Consider the following 25,430-nt stretch of genomic DNA (forward strand, 5'->3'; position numbering starts at 1 on the left):
AGGACGACATGAGCGATCAATCCACCTCGAGGCGTCAGTCGTACGACCCTGAGAAGACCCAGTGGACCGCTGGTGACGCCAAGCGGAACTTTGGCCCCAAGCGTGGCAGTGACTCCAGGCATGATGTTGCTCACGATGACACGCATGCCGGCACGCAGCGATCGGTGCGTCGTGACGAGGCCTCGTCACGTCCCCGGGAGATGGCTTCCTCCGACTGGGAACATGTCTCCCGGCGTACCCGTAAGGCTCGTCTCCGGCTCACCAGGGTTGACCCGTGGTCGGTGCTCAAGACGGCGCTGCTGTTCGGTGTGGCTGGCGCCATCATCCTCTTCATCGCTGTGTGGGTGGTGTGGGGTGTCATCGGTGTGTCGGGTGCCTTCGAGTCGATCAACAAGGCCGTCAACGACTTGGTGAGCTCACCGACGTCCACCAAGAAGTTCCAGCTCTCCGACTACGTCAACACCGGACGGGTCCTGGGGCTCACAGCGGTCATCGGCGTCATCGACGCCGTGCTCTTCACGGCTCTGTCAGTGGTCCTTGCCTTCCTGTACAACCTTGCCGCCCAGATCATGGGTGGGTTGGAACTCACCTTGGCCGAGGACTGACCAGAGTTTCCCGATCCCGTACCGCTGCGACCTCACGGTGCATGTCGACGACGGACCATCCATCCTGCTGCAGGCGTGTGGTCATCGCCCCGGATGATGATCAGGCTTGCTGTTTCAGCATGTCCGCGGGCCAGGGCATGAGTTGCTCTGGTCACCCGCGGGCATCTCGTGTGCTCAGGCGGGACGTACCGATTCGTAGATCGTCGTCACTGCCTGTGCCGAGGCGGCCAGGTGCTCCTGCTCCCAGTCGTTCAGGGCGATGTCCAGGTGCTGGTGGACGCCGTCGGCCCCGATGATCGTCGGCAGTGACAAGGACACCTCGCCATGGAATCCGAGCAACCCGTCAGCCAACGCGCTCACCGGGTGGATCGAGTGATCGTCACGCAGAATGGCCTGGGCCAGGCTCACCGCGGCACGTGAGATTCCTGAGGACGTCCATCCCTTGCCGTGCAGGACGTCGAAGGCTGACTGCACGACCGCTTCACTCACCTGGTTGGGGTCCAGCGGTTCGAAGCCAAGGGTTGCGGACGCCTCCGCCAGTGTCATGCCACCGATCGTCGCGTGGGACAGGTAGGGGAATGCCGTGGCGCCGTGCTCACCGAGCATGAATGCCTGCACCGAGTTCGGGCTCACATGGGCCAGATCGGCAATGTGACGGCGCAACCGGGCCGAGTCCAGCGATGTTCCGGTGCCCACGATGAGGTTCTGGGGGTAGTCGAACTCGGTGGCGGCAATGTGAACGTTGACGTCCAACGGATTCGTGATGAGGACGATGGGAGTGTCGTGGGTGTGGGCCGTGACGCCTGCCATCACCTCACGAATGACGGCTGCGTTCACCTCCGCGAGCTGATTGCGGGTGTCGTGCCCACCGCTGTGATCCTCCGGCAGGATGGAGGGCCCGGCCGCCACGATGATGGCGTCGGCATCCTGGCAGACGCTGTAGTCGGCGGCGGTGACGTCGGTCACGGCAGGGAGTACGCCGGTGGCCTGGTGATTGTCCAGAGCCTGACCGTCACGCACGTGCTCGTCGGCGTCGATGACGGAGATGCGTGAGAAGAATCCCAGCGAAGCAGCATTGGTGACGACGTCGGAACCGACATGGCCGATTCCTATGACGACGAGGTGTGGGGCGAGCGACATGTCGATCCTTTCGTGGATTGTCGCCCATCATGACATGAGCCCGTTCTGACGAGGGGAGCTGGTCAGTGGATGGAAGATCTGCCGAGGTGATGCCACCTCAATTTTGTACATCTGTCACTCATACGGTAATGTTCATTTTCGCGATCGGTTGACGGTCACGGTTCGGGCCTATAGCTCAGTTGGTTAGAGCGCCGCCCTGATAAGGCGGAGGTCACTGGTTCAAGTCCAGTTAGGCCCACCCAGAAACATGCTTTTGACTAGGGCAAACACCGATCACCGAAAAATCGGTAGATGATTTGTGGCGGATTCGGACGCTGTAGATCCATCTCTCGCGACACGAAACGACCCTGGAACACCCGTATGGGTATCCCGGGGGAAGTGACTTGAGACGAGGGTCAGGGAATCATGTGAGGTTGGTCGGCCCCTGATCATCCGTGCCGAACACGGCATGCACCTCCAGATTGTCCACGACATCACCAGTGCACCGATACGTCGCGCTGGATCCGGGCGTTGGTGACAGCTGCAAGGTTCCGTCTGTCGACGTGATGCCCAGGTGACAGCTCGGCCGGCCCCCGGACGAGGACCGGCCGAGTGCGTGTTGCGACGTCGTCAGTCGACGAGGCCCTCGAAGAGCGGGGTCGACAGGTAACGCTCACCGGTGTCGGCGATGACGACGACGATCGTCTTGCCGGCGAACTCCGGACGAGCGGCCACTTGACCGGCGGCCTGCAGGGCGCCGCCACCGGAGATGCCGGTGATGATTCCCTCCTCGGCGGCAGCACGACGGGCAAAGCTGATGGCGTCCTCCCCGCTCACCAGCAGAATCTCGTCGACGACGGACTTGTCGAGGTTGTCCGGCACGAAGCCCGGTCCCCATCCCTGGATCTTGTGGGGGGCCTTCTCACCCTTGGTGATGACCGGGGACTCGGCAGGCTCGGCCCCGAACACCTTGACCTCGGCGTTCTTCTCCTTGAGGTACTTGCCAGCACCCGAGATGGTGCCGCCAGTGCCGATGCCGGCGACGATGGCGTCAACCGCGCCCTCGGTGTCGTCCCAGATCTCCTCACCGGTGCGGTCGTGATGGATCGCCGGGTTGGCCGGGTTGTCGAACTGACTGGCGAGAATGGCACCCGGGGTGTCCTTGACGATCTCGGCAGCCTTGGCATTGGCTCCCGGAACACCGTCGGCGCCCGGAGTGAGCACGAGCTCGGCGCCCAGCAGACGGATGATGGCGCGGCGCTCCTTGGACATCGTCTCGGGCATGGTGATGATGACCTTGTACCCGCGGGCTGCTCCGACGAGGGCCAGCCCGACTCCGGTGTTCCCGGAGGTCGCCTCGACGATGGTGCCGCCGGGCTTGAGGTCACCGGAGGCTTCCGCGGCGTCGATGATGGACTTGGCAATACGATCCTTGACGCTGGAAGCAGGACTGTAGAACTCCAGCTTGGCCAGGATGGTGGCCTTGGAGTCCGGGAACAGCTTGTTGATCTTCACGAGCGGGGTGTTGCCGATGAGCTCGGTGACGTCACCTGCGATCTTCGTCATGATGTTTTCCTTTCGAGGGGTGTTGGTCGGCCAACTGTGTCGGGTCGAGAAATGGTGATGAATCGTTGTGTGCTGTTCGTCATGCCTTTTCGACGGTTATGGTCCAGTCTGCGCTTCCCACCTTTCGGAAACTGGTGACCGGGTAACCGGCCTGTGCGGCCCACTCGGGGATGGATTCGGTTGCCTGAGTGCAGTCGAAGTTGATCCTCAGACGATCTCCGACCGGCAGCTCAGCCATGGCTTTCTGGGCTTCGATCAGTGGGAACGGGCACACCTGCCCACCGGTTTCCAGAACATGTGTGGTCATGACCCTCCTTCGGTGACGACGGCGGTTCGCAGCTCCGCGGCGGCGGGAGCGCGGTGGGTGGCGTCAAGCATGAAAACCTTCGTGCCCAGGCCCACACCCAGGAACATGAAGAGGAAGGAAATCCATCCCTGGAAGCTGAACTGGGCAGTCTCGACCATGGCATTGCCGATGGTGCAGCCGCCGGCCCAGCTGGCTCCCACTCCCATTCCCAAGCCGCCGACAACTGATTTGACGACCTGGGTCGAGTCGGGAACCCGGACGCGGAACTCTCCGGATGCCGCCGCGGCAATGAAGGATCCGACGAGTATTCCGATGACCAGGAGTACTCCCCAGTCGATGTACGAGGTGTCACCGGTCACGGTCCATTCGAGAAGATTTCCTGTTGGGGTGGTGATTCCCAGGCCAGCGTGCCGGCCGGTTGCCTCGCTCAGCGGGTAGGTGATGATCGCTATGACAGAGATGAGTGTTGCGGTGAGGAACGGTTGCCACGGTGCCTCGAAGAGCCAGTGCGCGAGCCCCGTCCTCTCCGGTGGAAGGGTGGCGACCTTTCGGGCCGGCTTGCGCAGCTGACGCCACACCAGGACACCGACGACAAGGGCCAGGACGACGGTGGGAATCCAGGCAGAGATTCCCAGCGCCGGGATGGTCGTCACCGGAACCGTGAAGGAGCGCACCGAGGCATTGACCCCTGACAGGGAGCCATGTTTCATGGCGGCGGCACCGATCGCGTAGAAGATCAGGGCGATCCATGATCCGACGAGTCCTTCACCACTGCGGAACCATGTTCCGGTCGCGCAGCCACCGGCGAGCACGATCGAAACTCCGAAGAGCAGACCTCCGACGATCACCCCGAGCCACGGCAGCGGACCCCATGACAGGTGGATGAGGTCGAGCTGGGTGAGGGCGGTGACGCCGATTGCCTGGACAGCGATCACGAGCAGGCAAGCCGTGATCCATGTGCCACTGCGGGCAACCCATACGTTGCGGAAGGCATTGGTGACGCAGAAACGTCCACGCTGGAGGATGAAGCCGAAGGCAACTCCGACGGCAAGACCGGTGAGGATCATGGTGTGTTCCATTCGAGCATTCCGGCGGCATCCGAGATGATGTGTGGTGGTGCCGGAGAGGGGATGGGGACGTTGGGCTCAACGAATGCGTGAGCCCTGAGCGGATCGTGCTGTGAGCACGTGCTCAGAAGTGGATGCGGGGATCAGCGTGGATCAACAGCAACACTGACAGATGGAACACATCATGGTGGAGATCATGACGGGTCGACCGGCACGAAGGCTCCAGACACGGTGCGTGTTCACCATCTCGTCCTTCCATTGACATAACCATGACCAACGATGCGCATCACACGTCGGCAGCTGCGTGAAGCTCACTGTGCTGCCTCGGCGTAATGCCCGTGGCGTTGAATTTATGCAAGCACGATTGATCCAAAATTTCAAGAATCGGTCCGCCGATCTCATATCGAAAGATCGTCAGCGATGTGAAGAACACGCCGCTGGAGCCGACGGTGATTCGCTCTGTTCCGGGTGCGACAACTAGGACTTTCTGGCTCCGCAGATGCCATTGGCCGTTGTCGTCCCACGGTCCGTCTCCAACGCTCACCTCTGCCGACCAGGTGTGCCGTCCAGCCGGCGGACGCACCGATCACTCACTTCCCAATGTGCCACAGTTCGGTGAGACGGTGGGAAAGGGGACCTCATGATCAACTCGCATCAGGACATGTCACGTCAGAGCACTCCGCACTACGGTTCGGTGTCGGCCGACCCTCATGGTCGCGACAGGATCATCGAGGTTGCCAACAATGAGAGTCCGTACCCGCCGCTGCCGTCGGTGACGACGGTCATCAGTCAGGAGCTTGCGGGAATCAACCGGTACCCCAGTGTGTCCACGCTCGATCTGCGTACCGCCATCGCCGTACGTTGCGGGGTGGATGCCGACCAGATCTGTGTGGGTGCTGGGTCCGTCGACGTGCTGGCCAATCTGGTCAGCGTGCTCGTGGACCCCGGTGCGGAGGTCGTCCTGCCGTGGCGATCTTTCGAGGCATTCCCCTCTGTCGTCGAGCGAGCACGTGCCACGGCCGTTCCCGTTCCGCTCACCGCTCAGCTCACCCATGACCTTCCTGCCATGGCAGCGGCAGTTACCGAGCGTACACACATGGTTATGCTGTGCAGCCCCAACAATCCCACTGGCACCGTCCTGCACACCGATGAGGTCGTCGACTTCCTTGCACGGATCCCCAGTGACGTCCACGTCGTCCTCGATGAGGCCTACACCCACTTCAACCAGGACACCGATGCCGTGCGTGGTCTCGACCTGCTCGCCGAGCATCCCAACGTCATCTGTCTGCACACCTTCTCCAAGGCCTATGGCCTCGCCGGTCTGCGCATCGGCTTCTCGGTGAGCTCTGCGGAGGTGGCTCACACGGTTCGGCAGTTCAGTCTGCCGTTCACGGTGACGAATCTTGCTGGACGAGCCGCCATGGCCTCCATGCTCGCAGAGGACGAGCTCGCAGCTCGAGTGGACCTCACCACCCGCGAGCGAGGCCGAGTAGGTCGGGAGCTTGACCATCAGGGGTGGCGAGTTGCAGCGTCCCAGGCGAATTTCATCTGGCTCGACACGGGCGGTGACACTGCACGAGTGGCCGAAAAGTTGCGTGACTCAGCCATCATGACTCGGTGGTGGGATGGCGAGGGGATCCGAGTGAGTCTGGGGACTCCCCGCGACAATGACACGGTGATCTCAACTCTGGCAGAGATTCATGACAGACTCTGACGAGAATTCTCTACTGGGAAGATGAATTTTTGATATCCCCTGGCAAGGAAGCGGATGCCCCGTGACGGGTACCTTCCGTGCTGATCGGAGCAGTACTGCGCGCTGGGAAACGGCCCCAGCATGGGCTCATGGAGATTGGTGGGTCCGGGGAAAGGTACATTTGCCTGAGTCAAGGGGTCACCACACGGGAGAAGACAATGGATACGGGACGTTGCGGACGCACCACGGCCGTCCTGCTCGCAGCGGTCCTTTGCCCTGCCATGCTGCTCGGCGGTTGTGGTCACGACCAGTCACCTGCGTCTCCTCCCCCCAGCACCAGTTCGTCTCCAACCCCACTCAGCAGTGTGCGAAACGCCCGATGGGCCGTCCCGGTGAGAACCTCTGGGACCTGGTTGGGCGCTTTCGGTGACTCCCGAGTGAGGATCGACGTCTTCCAGGCGGGGATGGCAACCTCTCCGCGGGCCTCGGTGATGGTCGATCCGCGCACCTCGGAGCCGATCATCAGGAAGGGTGACACGTTGGTGGGGCTGCGTTACGTCGTCACGAACGTCTCGGATGATCCCATCCGTCTGGGCTTGGGAACGGTGACCTTGTCGACCCGGTACCCCGACTGGAGCTGGGCGCAGGACCTGCTCGCCATGCGGGACCAGAAACTTGAGGAGAAGCTGGGGTGCCCAGCCGTCCCGTTCACACGGCATCCCGGTCCAGCACCCTATGTGCTCGCACCGGGGGAGTCCTTCATGATGGGGCACCTGGTGCCCTTCGAACCTGCCGAAAAGCTGCAGGTCAAGGGCAAGGTCACCGTGGTCGACGAGTCCGGGGCGCCTGATCCCGGTCTGGGGTGGACAGTCTCCGGTGATGTTCAGCTGCCCTGAATTGTCCACAGGAGATGTCCACAGGGGTGTGGACAAGTGGCAGGGGTCAGTGGAAAACGCGTGAGATCACTGTGAGGGTTCTCACAGCTCAAAAACTTTTCCACAGATGTGAAAATGGTTCTGGGCAGGGGCGAACGGCTTTCCTAGTCTCACAGCATGCCTGTTCTCACCCGACCACACCGACGCACCACAGCCGATGATCCCGCCGTCCAGTCGGCTGCGAATCGGTCCGTGTCACCTGCCGACGTGCGCATGACACGTGACCCACGTCCCGCCGACACACCTCCGAGCACTCCTGGCACCCCCACCGCTGGGCCCAGGCATGGTCGAGGCAGGCGTTCCCCGGTGCTCATCGCCGTGGGAGTGCTGTGCATGTGTCTTGGCGGACTGGGTGGAGCCTGGGCATGGCATCAGGCCAGCAACACGGAGTCCGTGCTCGTCATGACCCACTCGGTGCCGCGGGGCAAGCTCGTCACGGCCAATGACGTCGGTGTGACGCAGACGTCCGTGGGGGAGCAGGTCAAGAGGCTTCCCGCCGATGCCCGTGACCGACTCGTCGGCCAGCACGCCGTGGTGGACCTTCCAGCCGGAAGTCTGGTCTCAGCGGATTCGGTGGGTGAGGCGCAGGTGCAACGGGGAACCTCGCACGTCGGGCTCACCCTGGCACCTGGTCACGTACCGATCGAGCCCATGCCGGCCGGGACCAAGGTGAGGGCCATCGAGGTCAGTGAGGAGCAGCCGGTCGGTGACCGTCCCACCTCGGTGCCCGGAGTCGTCACCGTCGAGCCCAGGTCGCTGGAGGCCAGCAACGACGTTCTCGTGGACCTCGCCGTGCCCTCGGAGAGCGCCGCCCGATTGGCAGATCTTTCCGCCCGGTCACGTGTGGCTCTCATCATCGAGGAGCAGTGATGGCGATCATCGTCCTGACCAGTGTGGGTGCCTCACCCGGCGTGACGACGACGGCTCTCGGGCTTGCCCTGCAATGGCCCCGGGAATGTCTGCTCGTCGATGCCGATCCACATCCGTGTCGCGCGGTCGAGTCGGGATACTTGGGCGGGCAGGTCGCCGTGGGTTCCGGACTGTCGCGCATGGCTGCCGTGCAGCGTAGCGGTGCCGACATGGCTTCCGTGTTGTGGCAACACGTCATTGCCCTGCCCAAGCCAGATGGTGGGGAGGGCCCGCGAACCAACTTCCTGCCCGGCTACTCACATCTGGGGCAAGCTCAGCTCATGGAGACGATGTGGCCCTCCATCGTCGATGCGTTGCGAGACCTCGACCAGGCCGAGATCGATGTCATCGTCGACGTGGGGCGGACGGGGACGGCCCGTCCGCCGCAGAGTCTCATGGCGGCAGCATCCGTCGTGGCCGTCGTCACCCGTAGCCAGTTGCGTTCCTTGGTGCCGCTGGCCCTGCACGGCGAGCTCATCGGCGAGATCAATGCCGAAGGTACGGCGCGTCGCGGACTGCTGGTCATCGGACCGGGACAACCCTATGGGCCACGGGAGATCACCAAACAGTTCCATCTGCCGGTGCTCGCCACCCTCGCCGACGATCCTCGAACTGCGGCGTGCCTGCTGGATGCAACGTCACCGCGACGGTGGCGACGCAGCAGCTTGGCGACGAGCCTCTCCCGCGTGGCACACATCCTCGCCGAGCAGGCGCGACAACACCGAGCCACGGCAGGACCTGCGCCACACTCCGTTGCCATTCAACAACCCAGCATGGTCCATCGACATGGCGAGCTGGAGGTCTGCTGATGCGAGGACCCACAGACGCCGCCGATCTGGCCGGGCTCATCGACACGGTGGCCCCAGCACAGCAGATGAATCCGCCTGTCACGGACCCATGCACTCCACCTGCGACGACGCCCGACACGTCGGTGTCCACAACATTCACCACACCGGGAGTCGACTGGGCGGTGGTCGTCAAACTGCGTCGAGAAGCCTCCCGACGCATCACCTCGGCCCGCAACGACCATCGTCAACGCACTGGCCTCGAACTCTCCGAGGAGGACTCCCGAATGCTGGGCGGCGCCATCATCCGCAGCGTCGTCCACTCCTACGCCGACCGGTTGGCCGTCGACGGGAAGGCGCTGTGGACGACCACCGAGGAGCTGGCCCATGTCAACGCCCTCACCGACGCGATTTTCGGTTACGGGCGACTGCAGCCCCTCTTCGACATCGCCGAGGCCGAGAACATCGAGATCAGCGGATGCGAACCGGTGCACGTCCAGTACGGAGACGGACACCGTGAGAAGCACCCGCCAGTGGCCGACAGCGACGAGGAACTCGTGGAGGCGATCCGATTCCTGGGTGAGTCGGCTGCACCGCCACGTCCCTTCGACGACGCCCACCCGACGATGACGGTGGCCCTGGGTGATCGCTACCGACTTCATGCCATTGGATTCGGACTGGCTCACCGACCCTCGGTGGTCATCCGGCACCACACCCTCACCGACGTCACCTTGGACGAGCTGGCCGACACCGGAATGATGCCGCACACCGTCGCCCGACTGTTGCGAGCTGCCGTACTCGCACGCAAGTCGATCGTCATCTCCGGTGACCAGGGGGCTGGGAAGACGACCCTGCTGCGCGCGCTCATCGATGCCATTCCCCGTACCGAACGGTTCGGCACCCTGGAGACCGACTACGAATTGCTCACCCATCTCCAGCCCGGACGCAACATGGTTGCTCTGCAAGCCACCGTCGGCATGGGTGAGACGGTGGACGGACGACGGGTGGGCGAGTTCAGTGTTGCCGACCTCATTCCCGAGGCACTGCGACAGAACTTGTCACGGATCATCGTCGGTGAGGTGCGTGGCTGCGAGGCTGGAGCCATGTTCGAGGCCATGCAGGCCGGCGCCGGGACGATGAGCACCACCCACTCCCACTCGGCGTCGTCGACGATGGATCGGCTGGCCGCCCGGGTCGCCCAGGGTGGGGTGCTCACCACCGAGGAGGCATTTCGTCAGATTGCCCACAACATCACCTTCCTCATCCACGTCGTCCTCGTTGACGACACCTGGCGGGGCGGGATCCGCCGAAGGGTGGTCTCGGAGATTCGTCAGCTCACCGGTGCGATGGAGTCCGGCAGGCCCGTCACACACCTGGTGTATCGCGCTGCCACCGGCACCAGTCCGGTGGTGTTCCACCCCGAACCCGAGCTGCTTGACGAGCTGGTTCAGTTCGACCCGCGAGTGGGAGGAATGCTGTGAACGGGGTCATTGCGGCTCTGCTGGGTGTCATGGTCGCCGGAGGGGGAGCGTTGCTCGTGTGGGGACTGCGCCCGGTCCACACACAATCCACAAAGTTGTCCACAGGGTTGTGGACAACGGTGGAAAAACGACTGGTCCACATCCCGCGACGGCTTCGTTGGCGCTTCATCGTAGGACTGGTCCTGGGGACAGCGATGGCGCTGCTGACCGGGTGGGTCGTCCTCGTGGCAGGCGTACCGATCCTCGTCGTCGCCCTTCCCGAACTCCTGGCCGACGAAACCGATCGCGACCTGCAGCTGCTCGCTGGGTTGGAACGGTGGGTGCGTCTGCTCAGTGGCTCCGCGTCCACCGGCAAGTCCGTCCTGGACGCCATCCGCACCACCCGGCATCAGGCGCCGGAGGTGCTGCACGATCCCCTGGAGGCCTTGGTCAATCGGTTGGACTCGCGGTGGAGCGCCCGAGACACGTTCCAGGCCTTTGCCGACGACCTCGACAGTCCGGATGCGGACCAGATCGTGGCGGCCCTCATCCTGGCAGCAGAGCTGGGCGGGACGGGGGCAACGACGACTCTGGTGTGTTTGGCGGAATCCATGCAGCAAAGGCTTCGAGCCCATCGCGAGATTGCCACCGAGCGAGCCAAACCTCGCATCGTCGTGCGTCAGGTGAGCACGATCATCGGCATCATGCTCGTCCTCGCCGGATGCATGGGGCAGAGGTTCTTCCGTCCCTACTCCAGTTCACTCGGCCAGATACTGCTCGGGGTGTACGTACTCGCCTATCTGGGGTCGTTGTGGGTGCTGCATCGTCGCAGCAGGCCGAGAGCTCGTGAACGGATCCTCGTCTCCTCACACGCCCGTCGTTCGGAGGGGACGACGGCCTCGCAGACATTGCTTCCGCCGGTTCGCGGGGTTGGCCATCCGGAACTCGAGGTTCCCGCACTGGGTGGAGCCACTGGGGGTTGGGAGGCACGCGATGTCTGAGCCCATGACCATCTTGATCCTGTGTGGATCCGTGGTGCTGCTTGCTCCAGTACTCATCCTTGCCGGGACACGCCGAGTCCCACTCAAGCTCGGCGATGCCGTGGACGCCGTCGTGAATCCCGGGGCAGCAGAGGCCAACCAGCCCACGGCTCCCAGCCACACCGGTCCCCTCGACAGGTGGATGTCGTGGTTGGCTGGACAACGTGTTGCAGCGGTGCCGAGGAATGTGCACCGTACCTTGGCTCTGCAAGGCCGATCGCTGAACGATTTCACCGTCGAACGGTGCGTGTGGGCCGGTGGCGGGGTGCTGATCCCGGTCCTGGTGCAGGTTCTCCCCAGTCTGGGCATGGGGACGTGGACGATCCCCGTCCTCGCCAGCCTCGTCGCCGGCGTCACCGGCTGGTTCGTCCCGCTGCTGCGGCTGCGCTCGGCTCGCGTGCAGGTGCAGCAGGACGCCGTCGAGGCAATCCTCACCTTCGTCGATCTCGTCACTCTGGCACGGCTCGCCAACCAGTCGTCGACCAAGTCGTTGTGGATAGCCGGTGGCATCAGCGACCACTCGGTTCTGGTGCGTATTCGCTCGAGTCTGGAGCGCTCCCGACTGGAGCAGAAACCTCCCTGGTCCGGGCTGGAGGCGCTCGCTGGAGAGCTTGACCTGCCGCAACTTGCCGAACTCACCGAGGTGTTACGTCTGGATGACCAGGGCGCCTCCTTGGCACAGGTGCTGCGGGCCCGGGTCGCCGACATGCGTGACGCCCACCTCACTCGTGAGAAGGTCGCGGCCCAGCGAGTCAGCGAGTCCATGACGGTGTGGATGGTGGTGCCAGTCCTGGTTTTCGGGCTGGTGCTGCTCACCCCCGCGATGCTCACCCTGGCCGGAGTGGGCACATGAGAAGTTTCACCGCCCCTCCGGCCACCCCGATACCCCTCGTCAATCCGGGCGAGGTTCACAGGAATCCAACCATCACCACACCCATGAGGAGACATCATGAAACAGATTCACATCCTGCTCGGTTCCGCACTGCCCGTCCTCACCGGTCAGCCATCATCACGAGACGAACGGGGCCTGAGCCAGTCAACCGAGAACGCCGTCCTGCTGCTCGGAGCCGTGGCGATCGCCACCATCGTCGTCTCGGTCATCACTGGTTACGTGTCGAAGCACCTGCCCAAGTGAATCCGCTCTTGGTGACCTGGGCCACGTCGGCTCGTGCCTGGGTGGGCACGTCCCGAATGAATTCGCTGTGGACGGGTCTTTCCCGAGCACACCTGTTCCGGGCACGACCGGTACGGGAAACCCGGGTCACCAGGCGCGACGAGCGGGGTTTGTCGGAATCGGTGCAGTGGGCCCTGGTGTGGCCGGTGGTGATGATGGCGATTGCCGCTGCCATCCAGACAGTTCTGGTCCTCCAGGCCAGATCGGTGGCCATCGAGGCTGCTCGAGCCGCTGTACATGCCGATGCCATGTTGGGTTCGACTCCCTCCGATGCGCCCCGGGCTGCCAGCCAGGTCTGCGCCGGATCGGGGGTGTCCCAGCTGCACGTGCACACCGACCGTCACGCACGAATCGTCCGAGTCGACGTCGACGTGCAGGCTGCGAGGTTCTTCCCGGCGGGGCGGTTCACCACCGTGCGTGCCCATGCCGTGGCTCCCAAGGAGGGAACATGATTCGCATCGGAACGTCTCAGCAAAGTGCAACCGGGGTGAGCACTCGAATGATGACCGGCTCGTGGCAACACCTTCGTGTCCCGGGGAGTCGAGGACCACGTCACCGGCAGCGTGGCGCGGTCTCGGTGGAGGCTGTGCTTCTGCTGCCGCTGGTCATTCTCATCGTGTCCGCGGCGACCGCTTCCTGGCGAGTCTGGCAGGCTCGAGCCGACGTGCAGTCAGCCTCCCAGTCCGCGGCACGGACGGCGGCCATGGCCCATTCATCCGGCCAGGCTGTCACTGCGGGAACTGAGGCTGGATCCGCCGAACTGGCCGGAACACGATGCCGGGGAGCGTCACTGCACATTGCCGCAGACACCTTCTCCAGACGGGTCGGCACTCGTGGCAGCGTCAGTGCCTCGGTGAGCTGCACCGTGTCCTTGTCGGATCTTGGGCTGCCACTACCCGGATCCATCCACGTCGATGGGAGCGCACAGGCTCCCGTCGACAGTCACCGGGAGCGCACACCATGAAACGTCTCATCACATCGGTGGGCTCAACCCTTCTGCTCGCTGCTCTCGTCATCGGAAGCCCCACGGCCCTGCTGGCCTGGGGACGTCTGGACGGGTTGGCGCGGCTGAGCCCCTCGGCACTCATGAGTCCTGATGACGGCACCATCGTCCTGGGGCTGGTGACCATCACTGGGTGGGCGGCATGGTTCGTCTTCACCCTGAGTGTCGTCATCGAGGCAGTCGCCCTGGCGACTCACAGTCGCGTGCATGTCACCCTGCCCGGGCTCTCCCTGGTCCAGGGGTTGGCTGCGGGACTTCTGGTGGCAAGCCTCGCCATCCTCGCGCCGGCGGCACGCGGCAACTGCCCCACACAGCAGAACATCACTGTCGCAACGGTCGGCATCGCTCAGCAGACGCGAGACGACACGACGGTGCAGGAAGGCGTCCCGGGACTATCTGGGACGGGTGCGAGCGTCAGCCGCAAGCTGCGGGGATCCCAGAACCGGCCGATGGAGTTCACGGAACCCGACTCCGCACGGGCGTCGGGGCCTGCCCGGAAGATGACTGCAGAACCCGGTTACGACATGTATCGAATCAGTGCCACGGACGACCTGTGGAGTCTCGCGGAGCGTGTCTACGGCGAGGGGACTGCCTGGCACCAGATCGCCAGGGCCAACTCGGGGATGGATGTGCAGCATCTGCCGGTGGGTGACCAGATCAAGCTGCCGCGCGCCGGCATGCACGGTCTCGGTACGTACGACCCAGCCGCACCGGGAGCCGACACTCTCGACGCGGGCACCACATTCTCAGATTCCATCTCCACCACGTCCGCTCCCGCTGCTGCCACATGGAATCTTCCGAACACCGGTACGACCGTTGATCCTGCACACGGGGCAGGAGACCTCTCCGGTACCGACTCTGCGGCGACCGGTGGCGCCACTGCGGAGGCTGCCTCCCCGAGCACCGACTCGGCAGCTGCGCTGTCATCCGACTCGTCCCCCTCCCATCCCTCGACGACGAAGGTGGTGGTGCACCGGGGCGACACCTTGAGCAAGCTTGCCCGGGAACATTTGGGAGATGCCGATGCCTGGCCACAGATCTGGCAGCTCAATCGTGATCTCGTCACCGATCCCGACGTCATCGATGTGGGATGGCAGCTCACGGTGCCGTGCACCTCGCAGGAACATGCGTCCGGGCAGGATGCCGGTACGGCACACCGAACGGCACGGCACGATGGTGGTAGGACGCACGAGTCGGCTGTCAGCCGCACGACTGCTTCCGAAGGAGCTGAATCTGCCCGTCCGGCACGGCCAGAAGCCTCCCACGGACCCCGTGACGAGATGGATTCCGCCACCACGGCACCCGGCACGCGGGCCCCCACACCACTGGTTCCGACCCCGGGGGGTGTCGGTGGAACCTCTGCTGACAGGGAGACGTCGTCGACTGATGCCGGGACACGGATACCGCTGGCGCCAGGTGTGCCTTCACAGACCGGTTCTGCGGGTGCCCAGGGAGCCACGGCATCGTCTGCTGCAGAGGTCGGGTCATCACCTCGACCCACCGCAGGGGTGAGTGGCGATACGCCCGCTACAGCTGCGTCACGTGCTGTGGGGTCGGACCCCACCGGTGGGTTGCCCCGGGACGGCGATGGTACTGGGGCGGATTCCGAGCTGCTCGTGCGAGCCCTGTCCGGGATGAGCCTGTTCCTGGCTGGTGGCATCTCGGGGGCACTGGTGAGCAGACGTCGGCAGCAGCTCTTCAGTCGCAAGGTGGGTAGGAGGATTCCGGCCGTGCCCGAGGAACGGCAACGGACCAAGCAGCTCCTGGACGCAGCCGGAGCCGTTGGGTCTGATGGGGCTGGGACCACGGGCGAGACGGCTGCAGACAGCTGGGCGTCGGCCGAGGCGAGAGGCCCGGTCATCGTGCCCGAGGATCAGATCAGCATGTCCATCGACCCAACCAGTGAGGTCACCGATACCCCGGATGCGCCGTGGCATGCCCGTACCACGGCGGCCAGCGAACTGATCCGCTCCATGACCGAGGGACTCGAGGAGCCTGACGACACCACGGAGCCGGAACATGCGAGCGACGTACGGGACGGCAATGTCGATGATGATCCCGGTACCGAGGCGTTCCAGCACGATGACATGGCGGAGCACGAGGTCTCCAGTGTGGAGGCATCGTGTTCCTCCAATGGGGCACTGCCAGGTCAGCTGTCCGGACAGACGGGTGATGAACTCACGGCAACGACCGTCGTGCTTGGCCAGCGACTCGACGGTACCCCGATGCTCATGGACCTTGCCGATTCCCCGGGTCTGGTGACGGTCGAAGGCCCCGATAGGCCCTGCCAGAGTCTGGTGGCGGCGATCGGCCTGTGCCTGGTGGCTTCGAGGTGGAGCAGCGGGGTCGACGTGATCGTGGTGGGGGAGTCATTGCGCTGGCTCGCCCAGACCGGGATCGAGGACGTCCAGCCGATGACCATCGACGAGGTGAGCCGGGCGTTGCCGTGGTGGGCCTCGCGGCCCCACCCCCACTCGCATGACATGGCAGCACCTGAGGTGATGCGCGTCATCCTTGCCGACGAGCCGATTGACGTTGACGACGTTGCGGCGGTCCGGGCTGCTGGCATGGTGCTCGTCCACCTCGGATCGGCATCCGGTGGACTGGTCATTCACGTCGCGGAACGAGCTGGACGGGAACGTCCGGGTGCTGCGGAACGAACCCGACCAAGTGCCAGCCAGCTCGTCGGGCAGATGGGACGAACCACCTTCGAGGTGCAGGGCGTCGATCGTCCCATGAGACGGGCCATAGTCGACCTGGTCGAGCTCACTGGTCAACAGGCAGATGAGCCAGCCCCGTGGTGGGACGACAGGACGGCATACGGGTCTCCTCAAGGGTCTCCCGGACCGGATGAACTCACCCCGGACAGTTCAGGCGAGGTCCTTGGCAAGGGTGAAACCGGCGGGGACCCGCCTCGGACCGCTCTTCTCCAACCTTCTCACGGCGTGGACGAGCCACCAGACCGAGAGCCGGCACGGACACGACGACCTGAACCCATCACTGGCAAGGTACTTCTGGAGGACACGATGACGACCAATCCATCATCCAGTGCCGGGCCCAGCCCTGTGCTACGGCTGTTGGGCCCGGTCGACCTGGTCGGTGCCCGTGGCCAGGCCCCCAGCAAGGCCAGACGCCAGTGCTTGGAGTACGCGGCGTGGATCCTGGCCCATCCCGGGGCCCGCTCCACCCAGATGTCCGACAGTTTGCTGGTTGCCGAAACCACCCGACGATCCAATCTGTCCCGACTGCGACGATGGTTGGGCAATGACGACTCTGGCGAGCCCTATCTGGCTGACGCCTATGACGGGCGTCTGCGGCTCTGTGACGAGATCACCACCGACTGGGAGCATCTCGAGGTCCTCATCACCGCTGGAGTGGCCCGTGCCACCGATGCGGCACTTGCCGGAGCCCTGGACCTGGTGCGCGGTGCACCACTTGCCGATGCCGCCCCTGGGCAGTGGTTGTGGGCTGAGGAATGGCGGCTGGAGATGGTGCAGACCATCCGCGACATCGGGGCCGAGCTGGCTCGGCGTCGGATGGCCGAAGGTGATCTCGACGGAGCCCGACGCGCCGTGAATCGAGCGTTGAGTGCGTGCCCCCAGGATGAGGTGCTGCTCACCACACAGATCCGTATCGCTCACCTGGCCGATGATCGTTGTGAGACGGAACGTCTGGTGTACCTGTTGGCGCGCCAGGCGCGTCGCATCGGCGTCGACCTGTCGGACGAGACCGTCACCGTGCTCCAGGAGGTGATGGAGGGACGACCACGTACCCGAGTGGTGTGAGGCGGTGAGCCAATGCCACGTCGGGGTCGGTCCCGCAGCTGGAGGCGTTCGGCACGACGTCGTGGAGTCAGCACGACGTCGGGCATTGCCAGTCCTCCCGTGAAGGTCAGTCCTCCACGTGCAGGGTCTCCTGGATGGCCAGTGGTTCCCCGCCCAGGGCAGTGCCCCGATTGAACTCCGTATCGCCGTACCGATGGGTGCGCAGCAGGAAACCGATCCCCAGCAGCAGGTACGCCCCACCCAGACCCAGGAGGTGCGGGGTGGACATGCCCTCATCGGGGACGAGAGCTGCAGCCAGCGCGGATCCGCCGACGAAGGCTGCGTTGTAGACCATGTCGTAGACGATGAAGACACGCCCCTTGAAGGCGTCGGCGACGTGGGCCTGACAGATGGTGTCGGTGCCCGCCTTGACCGACTGGGCGAACACACCGATGAAGAACGACGCAATGAGCAGGGCGAATCGATTGATGATCGCCCCGGGGAACACCTGCACCACGGCGGTGGCGACCATGAGACTGGTCAGGGCCCGCCGCATACCGATGCCATGCACCAAGGGGGGCATGAATGCCGCCGACAGCACGATCCCCGTTCCCATGACGACACCCCACACCATCATGTCGCCCATCGCCCCGTTGATGTCGGTCTGGGCGTGCAGCAGATTGCGGTAACCGAGGATCATTGCCACCGAGTACACCCCGAACAGCACCCGCTGGACGCCGATGAACGTCAACCCAGTACGTACCGTGGGCAGCTTGGCGCAGTGACGGAACCCCTCCAGGGCCGAGCGCAACACGTCGGAGGCACGCTCGCTGCGATCGATGCGGGTCGGTCCGAGCTCCCAACGGTCGAATCGCATGCCCAGACCCACCGAGAATGCGAAGAGCGTCGCCGAGATGACGAAGATGATGGTGTCGGCATGATGCACCGGCATGTGTCGGCCGGCGATCAGGCGCACGGCAGTCGCGATGACGGCACCCAGCATGAGCCCCAGCGGCCCGATGATCGGCATGATCGACGAGGCCGTCAGATATTCGCGCTTGTCAATGGTGTGTTCCAGCCCGGCAGTGAGTGCCGTGAGCAGGAAACGGTTCATGCTCATCGCCACCAGCAGCAGGATGAGCAGGGCGATGTGGGAGGCCTTGTCGCGTGCGCCGTTCCACACCAGTACGCCCAGCATCAGGGCGATGAGGCAACGCAGACCGTCCGTTCCCACGAGGATGCGTTGCCGTGACCATCGATCCAGCACCAAGGAGACGAATGGGCCGAGCAGACAGAAGGGCAGCAGCGTGATGGCAAGCACCATGGCAATGGACCACGCGTCCGGCTGCTGCTCCGGCGACAACAGGACGTAGGAGGCCATGCCCACCTGTAGGGTGCCGTCCGCAGCCTGGGTGAAGATGCGTACCCCAAGGATCCTGCGGAACCTGGGGTGACGCCACAGGCACTTGAGGTTCTGCCAGAACACGAACTCTCCTTCGTCGACACATGTCGGCTGAGACGATCCTACGCGTGCCAGAAAAGTATGGGATGTGCGACCACGAGGGTGTCACGAGGCTGCCGAGAACCCATGGCTGCGGGCCTCCTGGTGCCTCCGCCGGAAGACCAAGAAGTCGCGAGCAGGAAATCCGATCATGGCACTGCGCGACATGAGCTCCGCCGGGCAGACGTTCCGACGTCTGGATGTGCGCGGATCCCATGACGTGACGACGCTGGTCGAGCAGCCGGAGCAACGGAGTGACGCGCCGTGTTGTGTCACCGAACCGCCACGGTACGGCAGGATACGGTGCAGCAGGATGAGGTCTGCTGCCAACACATGCGGCGGTACGTGATCCACATTCAGAATCGGATGGTGCAAGCCGGGGGGATGACGTCGCCCCGTGTCGGATCCACCTACGATATTGGGCAGTAGGGTCACCAGTACCGCGCCGACAGGCGACGACCAGGCAACGACGATATGGAGGACATGGCAATGAAGTCGGATCTGCAGATCGCCCGGGAGGCTCGCCTCGAGCCCATTGAGCACGTTGCGAACCGGGCCTCGATCCCGGAGAGCTACCTCGAGCATTACGGCCGCGACGTCGCCAAGGTGTCCCTGGACATCGAGCAGGCCCACGAGGGACGCCCCCGTGCCAAGTACGTCGTCGTCACCGCCGTGACCCCCACCCCACTGGGGGAGGGCAAGACGACGACGGCAGTCGGACTGGCCCAGGGACTCGAGAAGATCGGTCGGAAGACGATGCTCGCCCTGCGTCAACCCTCGATGGGGCCGACCTTCGGCATCAAGGGCGGCGCTGCCGGGGCCGGATACTCCCAGGTGCTCCCCATGGAGAAGCTCAACCTGCACCTCACAGGCGACTTCCACGCCATCACCGCCGCCCACAACCTCCTGGCGGCAATGATCGACAATCACCTGCACCAGGGCAACGCCCTCGACATCGAACCGCACTCCATCTCGTGGCGTCGCGTGGTCGACGTCAACGACCGGGCCCTGCGCAACACCATCGTCGGTCTGGGATCCAGGATCGACGGTGTGCCCCGGCAGACCGGATTCGACATCACCGCAGCCAGCGAGGTTGGCGTCATCCTGTCCCTGGCCACCTCGCTGGCCGACCTACGAGCCCGGCTGGGGCGCATCGTCGTCGCCTACACCCGCAGCGGTGAGCCGGTGAGTGCCGAGGACCTCCATGCGGCAGGTGCCATGACCGTCATCATGAAGGACGCCATCAAACCCAATCTGCTGCAGACCACCGAGAACACCCCGGTGCTCGTCCACGCCGGACCATTCGGCAACATCGCCACCGGAAACTCCTCGGTCATCGCCGACCAGGTGGGCAGCAGGTGCGGTGACTTCCTGCTCACCGAGGCCGGATTCGGTGCCGACATGGGAGCCGAACGGTTCTTCAACATCAAGTGCCGCACCTCTGGCCTGCACCCCGACGCCGCCGTCCTGGTGGTGACGGTTCGCGCCCTCAAGGCACACTCGGGACGCTACAAGGTCGTCGCCGGGAAACCACTACCCCCCGACATGCTTGCCGACAGCCCCGAAGACGTACTCGCCGGTGCCGACAACCTGCGCAAGCACATCGAGATCGTCCGCACCTTCGGAGTGTCGCCGATCGTGGCACTCAACGTCTTCCCCGACGACCATGACGACGAGATCGATGCGGTGCGCCGTGTCGCCGAGCAGGAAGGTGCCCATTTCGCCGCCTCCACCCACGTCGTCGATGGAGGCAACGGAGCCATGGAGCTGGCCCGCGCCGTCGTCGACGCCTGTGACCAACCCACCGATTTTCGGTACACCTATGACCTGGCCGACAGTCTGGAGACCAAGATCGAGAAGATTGCCACCGAGGTCTACGGGGCCGACGGCATCGACATCTCGCCGCAGGCCGCCAAGGACCTCGCCCACTTCGAGGAGCTGGGCTACGGTCGACTTCCCGTCGTCATGGCCAAGACCCACCTGTCGCTGTCCCACGACCCCCAGCTCAAGGGTCGTCCCACCGGTTGGCGTCTGCCGGTGCGTGAGGTGCGCGCTGCCGTGGGCGCCGGGTACGTCTACGCGATCTGCGGCAACATGCGCACCATGCCCGGACTGGGAGCCCATCCGGCTGCCGAACGCATCGACATCGACGACAACGGTCAGGTCGTCGGCCTCTTCTGAGAGCGCACGCCCCAGCCGGCCACGCCGACGGCTGCAGCGACGAACAACCACGGAACCATCCGGTACTTGATGCCCAGCGGCTTGTCCAGGGCAACGATGTCGTCGTCAACGTCGTGCCCCTGCCGGTCGATGACCAAGTTGACGCGATCACCCTGGGAGAGCTGACCGTTCGACAGCGGCGGGGACAGGAGGATCCCGTCGTGCCCCTCATCGTGGTACGTGATGGCAGCCACAGTGCAGGCACGCCGCCTGGTCCGCTGCCAGGGATCCTCACACAGCCGGGAAGCGGTGCTGGTCTGGGTGACGACTCCGGTGATGTGATCGCCGGTGGCAAGGAACGTCTGGTTGCGGTCAGCCAGAACGAACAGCAGCCCGGCCATGGCAAGGAGGAACAGCGTTGCCGCTGCGATGAGGATCTTCCAGACGTGGGTCACGACTGCCAGTGTAGAGGTTGCCCCCGAGCCAAGTGACGTCCTGAACGCCATGCAGGTGTGGTCAATGCCGAACTGGCAAGAGGCACTGTCATGATTCCCACGCCATGTGTCCCCACCGGATCGTGGGCATTGCCGAACTCATCGCAGGGGTGTGGACGAGGTGTCTGCTCGATCCTCGTGCTGCCGGGTACGCGTTGTTCGTCTCGACCCGACTCCGGTCCGAGGGGGAGGCGGACACGGCACCTGGCCCGACCCCTTTTCGGGGCCGGGCCAGTCATGCGTCGAAAGAGCTGTTCTGGTGTGGATGACGCCACCACGATCATCGTCAGGTGGTGCGGGTCGCCATCACGGTGGCAGCGGCGTCACCCACCATTCAGCTTTGCAGACTCACTCCTCGGCAAGTGCCTCGGTCGGTGCCGTCCGGGCGGCATGGCTGCCCGGCAATATCGACGCCAACGCAGCGGCCGCCATGCAGATGAGGACGAGTCCGATCGCCCACGGCCAGTCGACGCCGAACTGCACCTGCACATTGGTGCCCGCAGCCCGGAAGATCGACGAGATCCCCAACCAGGCGAAGTATCCACCGGCGACCACTCCGACGAACACCCCGACGAAGCTGGTCTGCAGGGCCTCGTGGAGCAGCATGAGACGCAGACTGCGCTTCTGCATGCCCATGGCCCGCAGCAACGCCGATTCGCGGCGTCGCTCCAGCACCGACAGGCCCAGGGTGTTGGCCACACCCACCAAGGCGATGAGCACTGCCACGCCCAGCAGGGCCGTGATGATCATGAGGATGACGTCCAAGATCTTGTCGAGGATTCCGGCCGTGGGAAAGCCACCACTGATGCCGATGCCCGGGGTCGACATCAGGGGCGTGAGCCGCTCCATGACCGAGGTCATGTTGGTGCGGTCCTGCATCTTCATCCACACCGCGCTCACCTGCTGATCGGCGGAGAGCCGGTCGAGGGTGGATCTGGTGGTCAGGGCCTCGCCGAAGTCGAGGACACCGGGAACCTTCGCGACGGAGAGCTCGACCGTCCCCTTCGATCCCTTGACCTTGATCTTCTCGCCCTTCTTGAACTGCGAGTTCTCGTTGACCAAGATGACGTTGTCATCCAGCTTCTCGGAGACGACGTCGCTGATCTGCGACATCTTGTCCTTCTCGGTGCCGTAGACGACCGTGGAACTCTCGTACGAAGCCTTGTCCTTGTCGCCGAGGTCGGCCAGCGTGCTCTCGAGATGCAGCTGTGTGGTGACATTGGGCAGGTCGTCGATCGTGCGCAGCGCGTTCTGGGGGAGTACCGGGGCCTTCCCCGCGGAGTCGGTGCCCTGATCGGCCCCCGACGACACACGGACGCCGGATTCGTGCTCCCCATCCGGACCGGACTCGTCGACGTCGGCGGGTTTCATCGACACCTGCATGTCGACCGGGAAGTGCTCCTCGATCATTCGATCGCCCGTGGAGCGCATGGTCGCGGTACCGATCTGCAGGGTCATCGACAGGCCGACCGCCAGCATGAGGGCCACGGCCGTCAATGAGGTGCGGCTCGGGTTGCGCACTGCGTTGGAGGTCGACAGCCGTGCCGTCGGACCGAACGGTCGAATGACCAGTCCGAAGAGTTTGATGAGACTGGGCACGTACAGCGGGGCCGCCGCAAGCACTGCGATCGACAGGAATATCGCCGAGCCGATGGCCACCGGGATGGATGCCTGATTCTCGACGTGGAAGGTGAGCACCGACAGCCCGACACCGATGAGGAACAGCAGTGAGCACACGATGATGCGTGCGATCGACGCCTTCCTACGCTCCTCCACGGTGGGAACCGGGCGCAGCGCCTCCAACGGAGCCACCCGAGTGGCCCTGATGGCGGGCAGGAAAGCAGCCAGGACCGTGATGAGCACGCCGATGAGGAACTCACCGACCAGCTCACCCACCGGCCAGCTCAGACCGAACCACAGGGCACCGGTGCGGGCGGCACCGATGAGGGAGAGCACGATGCCCAGGACGATGCCGAACAGGGAGCCGAGCACGCCGAGCACGATGGCCTCCCCGAGGACCATGCGACGCACGTACCCTCCAGAAGCACCCACGGCACGCATGAGGCCGATCTGACGGCGACGCTGCGCCAGCAGGATGCCGAAGGTCGTGCTGATGATGATGACCCCCACCAGCAATGCGATGGCACCGAAGATCATGAGGCCGTACTTGGTGACGTCGAAGCTGCCGATGAGATCCTTGATCGACGCGTCCTGGAACTGTTTGGCGGTCTGTGCCGTGACGGGGTCGTTGGTGTCGAACTTCTGCACGCCCGCGACGTTCTTGACGATCGCCTTGTTGACGGCAGTGGCGTCGGACCCCGGCTTGACGTGCACCAACCAGGTGCTGTCGTCGCCGTCGTCCGATTCTCCCGGCCCGTCGACGTAGAAGGTCTCGTTGAGCAGGGCCTTGGGCTCATCGGCGATGCCGACCAAGGTGGCGTCCTGATCGTTGAACTTGAAGGTGTCGCCCACCTTGAGGTCGAGTTTCTTGGCGCCGTCCTTGGAGGCGACGACCTGGTTGGGCTTCTCGGGCCACTTTCCCTCGGTGAGCTTCGACCACCGGAATCCCTCGGACGGGGTGCTGTAGCTGGTGCCCATGACGTCCGAGCCGTTGTGGCTGGCCATGCCCGAGCTGCTGTACAGCGGCTCGACGTCCTTGACGCCGTCGGTGTCCTCGATGGCCTTGGTGACCTTGTCGGGCTTCTCGATGGCCTTGGTGACCGTGACGACCGAGTCGGCCCTCGTACTGTAGATGGCCTGACGCTTGCCCTCGGCGGTGCCCTGGGTGCGCAGGAAGATGGAGATCGTCGACAGGAAGCCGATCGAGATGGCGATGGCGACGATGGTGGCCACCACCCTGCCGGGGTGGTAGCGCACTTCCTTGAGAGCTTGGCTGATCATCACGCCTCCAGACTGGCCAGGGCCGTGCTGATGGTTTCGGCTTGCGGGGACTCGAAGTCATCGACGATATGGCCGTCGAAGAGCATGAGCGCCCGGTCGGCGTAGGACGCGGCGCGCGGGTCGTGGGTGACCATGATGATCGTCTGGCCGCGGTCGTCGACGCTGTGGCGCATGTACTCCAACAGACGGGTGCCGGCCTTGGAGTCCAGGGCGCCGGTCGGCTCGTCGGCGAAGACCACCGAGGGACGGGTCACCATGGCGCGGGCGCAGGCCACTCGCTGCTGCTGACCACCCGAGAGCTCCGAGGGACGGTGCCCCAGTCGGTTGGCGATGCCCAGCTCATCCACGATCTGGTCGAAGAGTTCCTTGTCGGGCTTCCTGCCGGCAAGCTCCAGAGGAAGCAGGATGTTCTGCTTGGCGGTGAGCATCGGCAACAGGTTGAACGACTGGAAGATGAACCCGACCTCCTCACGACGCAGTCTGGTGAGCTGCTTGTCGGGCATGGTGTTGAGCTCGTGACCATTGAGGAAGGCACGTCCGGAGGTGATGGTGTCCAGGCCCGCCAAGCAGTGCATGAGGGTTGACTTGCCCGATCCGGACGGGCCCATGATCGCGGTAAAGGTGCCGCGGGCGAAACGTACGTCGACCTGGTCCAGTGCGATGACACGGGTCTCGTCGGATCCGTACACCTTGCTGAGCCGCAGGCCGGCGGCAGCGTCGGGGGCGATCGTCGAGGAGCCAGCTGCCGGATCTGCAGGGCTGACTGCGTAACGCGGTGGTGTGGTCATGATGGCCTTTCGTCGGGAAGAGGCGTCTTTCGCCGTCATGGCACACACGGTATGCAACGAGCCGGGTGGCCGACATCCTTCCGTGGGATGAAAAATGGCTCCGACCGGGGAAGGTGTGGGGTGGCCGAGGCCGATACCGGTGGATGAGCACTGGGGGGA

Annotated in this window: 21 protein-coding genes, 1 tRNA gene and 1 pseudogene; 14 read left to right on the forward strand and 9 right to left on the reverse strand. The window is 64.4% G+C overall.

From position 1 onward, the window contains the following. Window positions 1-8: 8 nt before the first annotated feature. Window positions 9-605 (forward strand): DUF3566 domain-containing protein, encoded by a 597-nt coding sequence (locus CKV91_RS02170; protein WP_021105286.1) that lies wholly within the window; start codon window positions 9-11, stop codon window positions 603-605. Window positions 606-779: 174 nt separating this feature from the next. Here the strand turns inward: CKV91_RS02170 and CKV91_RS02175 are convergent, their stop codons facing one another. Next, on the reverse strand, window positions 780-1,745 hold the full coding sequence (locus CKV91_RS02175; protein ID WP_021105287.1) for a lactate/malate family dehydrogenase: 966 nt from the start codon (window positions 1,743-1,745) through the stop codon (window positions 780-782). A gap of 164 nt (window positions 1,746-1,909) precedes the next feature. Here CKV91_RS02175 and CKV91_RS02180 point away from each other — a divergent pair. Beyond that, window positions 1,910-1,983 (forward strand) — tRNA-Ile (locus CKV91_RS02180). 371 nt (window positions 1,984-2,354) lie between these two features. On the opposite strand, the gene cysK is transcribed toward CKV91_RS02180, so the two are convergent. From cysK to CKV91_RS02200, 4 genes are all read right to left on the reverse strand, one after another. Then, window positions 2,355-3,290, reverse strand: coding sequence for a cysteine synthase A (cysK, locus tag CKV91_RS02185; protein ID WP_021103659.1), 936 nt, complete (start codon window positions 3,288-3,290; stop codon window positions 2,355-2,357). A gap of 79 nt (window positions 3,291-3,369) precedes the next feature. After that, complete coding sequence (locus CKV91_RS02190; RefSeq protein WP_021103660.1) at window positions 3,370-3,597, reverse strand: sulfurtransferase TusA family protein; 228 nt, start codon at window positions 3,595-3,597, stop codon at window positions 3,370-3,372. Next, window positions 3,594-4,676 carry a YeeE/YedE family protein gene (locus CKV91_RS02195; RefSeq protein ID WP_231933797.1) on the reverse strand — a complete coding sequence of 361 codons (1,083 nt, stop codon included), beginning with the start codon at window positions 4,674-4,676 and terminating at the stop codon, window positions 3,594-3,596. The genes CKV91_RS02190 and CKV91_RS02195 overlap by 4 nt, the downstream gene beginning before the upstream one ends. Window positions 4,677-4,950: 274 nt before the next feature. Next, window positions 4,951-5,208, reverse strand: coding sequence for a hypothetical protein (locus CKV91_RS02200; RefSeq protein ID WP_036957174.1), 258 nt, complete (start codon window positions 5,206-5,208; stop codon window positions 4,951-4,953). Window positions 5,209-5,325: 117 nt separating this feature from the next. On the opposite strand from CKV91_RS02200, the gene CKV91_RS02205 reads away from it, so the two are divergent. From CKV91_RS02205 to CKV91_RS02255, 11 genes and pseudogenes are all read left to right on the forward strand, one after another. After that, complete coding sequence (locus CKV91_RS02205; protein ID WP_095141062.1) at window positions 5,326-6,378, forward strand: histidinol-phosphate transaminase; 1,053 nt, start codon at window positions 5,326-5,328, stop codon at window positions 6,376-6,378. 371 nt (window positions 6,379-6,749) lie between these two features. Continuing rightward, on the forward strand, window positions 6,750-7,253 hold the full coding sequence (locus tag CKV91_RS02210) for a hypothetical protein (RefSeq protein WP_231933800.1): 504 nt from the start codon (window positions 6,750-6,752) through the stop codon (window positions 7,251-7,253). Between the two features lie 156 nt (window positions 7,254-7,409). Continuing rightward, on the forward strand, window positions 7,410-8,162 hold the full coding sequence (locus tag CKV91_RS02215; RefSeq protein WP_231933802.1) for an SAF domain-containing protein: 753 nt from the start codon (window positions 7,410-7,412) through the stop codon (window positions 8,160-8,162). After that, entirely contained in the window at window positions 8,162-9,010 is an 849-nt protein-coding gene (locus CKV91_RS02220; RefSeq protein ID WP_065860784.1) for a hypothetical protein, read from the forward strand. Before CKV91_RS02215 ends, CKV91_RS02220 begins: the two co-directional genes overlap by 1 nt. Window positions 9,011-9,273: 263 nt before the next feature. Then, on the forward strand, window positions 9,274-10,467 hold the full coding sequence (locus tag CKV91_RS02225; protein ID WP_065860794.1) for a CpaF family protein: 1,194 nt from the start codon (window positions 9,274-9,276) through the stop codon (window positions 10,465-10,467). Between the two features lie 29 nt (window positions 10,468-10,496). Continuing rightward, window positions 10,497-11,309: pseudogene (locus CKV91_RS02230) on the forward strand (type II secretion system F family protein); the annotation flags it as partial. A gap of 130 nt (window positions 11,310-11,439) precedes the next feature. Beyond that, complete coding sequence (locus tag CKV91_RS02235; RefSeq protein ID WP_065860782.1) at window positions 11,440-12,339, forward strand: hypothetical protein; 900 nt, start codon at window positions 11,440-11,442, stop codon at window positions 12,337-12,339. 96 nt (window positions 12,340-12,435) lie between these two features. Further along, on the forward strand, window positions 12,436-12,621 hold the full coding sequence (locus tag CKV91_RS02240; RefSeq protein ID WP_021103675.1) for a hypothetical protein: 186 nt from the start codon (window positions 12,436-12,438) through the stop codon (window positions 12,619-12,621). After that, window positions 12,618-13,112 carry a TadE/TadG family type IV pilus assembly protein gene (locus tag CKV91_RS02245; protein WP_021105295.1) on the forward strand — a complete coding sequence of 165 codons (495 nt, stop codon included), beginning with the start codon at window positions 12,618-12,620 and terminating at the stop codon, window positions 13,110-13,112. The genes CKV91_RS02240 and CKV91_RS02245 overlap by 4 nt, the downstream gene beginning before the upstream one ends. Then, entirely contained in the window at window positions 13,109-13,624 is a 516-nt protein-coding gene (locus CKV91_RS02250) for a TadE/TadG family type IV pilus assembly protein (protein ID WP_021103677.1), read from the forward strand. Before CKV91_RS02245 ends, CKV91_RS02250 begins: the two co-directional genes overlap by 4 nt. After that, window positions 13,621-17,448, forward strand: coding sequence for a LysM peptidoglycan-binding domain-containing protein (locus CKV91_RS02255; RefSeq protein ID WP_065860781.1), 3,828 nt, complete (start codon window positions 13,621-13,623; stop codon window positions 17,446-17,448). Before CKV91_RS02250 ends, CKV91_RS02255 begins: the two co-directional genes overlap by 4 nt. Before the next feature lie 106 nt (window positions 17,449-17,554). Here CKV91_RS02255 and CKV91_RS02260 read toward each other — a convergent pair whose 3' ends face one another. After that, window positions 17,555-18,913, reverse strand: coding sequence for an MFS transporter (locus tag CKV91_RS02260; RefSeq protein WP_021105298.1), 1,359 nt, complete (start codon window positions 18,911-18,913; stop codon window positions 17,555-17,557). A 498-nt stretch (window positions 18,914-19,411) separates the two neighbouring features. On the opposite strand from CKV91_RS02260, the gene CKV91_RS02265 reads away from it, so the two are divergent. Continuing rightward, window positions 19,412-21,109: a formate--tetrahydrofolate ligase gene (locus CKV91_RS02265; protein WP_036977448.1), complete on the forward strand. Its 1,698-nt coding sequence runs from the start codon at window positions 19,412-19,414 to the stop codon at window positions 21,107-21,109. Here CKV91_RS02265 and CKV91_RS02270 read toward each other — a convergent pair. The 3 genes from CKV91_RS02270 to CKV91_RS02280 form a co-directional block, all read right to left on the reverse strand. Then, window positions 21,088-21,543, reverse strand: coding sequence for a hypothetical protein (locus CKV91_RS02270; protein ID WP_021103683.1), 456 nt, complete (start codon window positions 21,541-21,543; stop codon window positions 21,088-21,090). The genes CKV91_RS02265 and CKV91_RS02270 overlap by 22 nt on opposite strands. Window positions 21,544-21,930: 387 nt before the next feature. Continuing rightward, window positions 21,931-24,483 carry an ABC transporter permease gene (locus tag CKV91_RS02275; protein WP_021105301.1) on the reverse strand — a complete coding sequence of 851 codons (2,553 nt, stop codon included), beginning with the start codon at window positions 24,481-24,483 and terminating at the stop codon, window positions 21,931-21,933. Beyond that, window positions 24,483-25,319, reverse strand: a complete 837-nt coding sequence (locus CKV91_RS02280) for an ABC transporter ATP-binding protein (RefSeq protein ID WP_411430984.1) — start codon at window positions 25,317-25,319, stop codon at window positions 24,483-24,485. Before CKV91_RS02280 ends, CKV91_RS02275 begins: the two co-directional genes overlap by 1 nt. Window positions 25,320-25,430: the final 111 nt, after the last annotated feature.

The sequence above is a fragment of the Cutibacterium granulosum genome, assembly GCF_900186975.1.
GTDB classification, from domain to species: Bacteria; Actinomycetota; Actinomycetes; order Propionibacteriales; family Propionibacteriaceae; genus Cutibacterium; species Cutibacterium granulosum.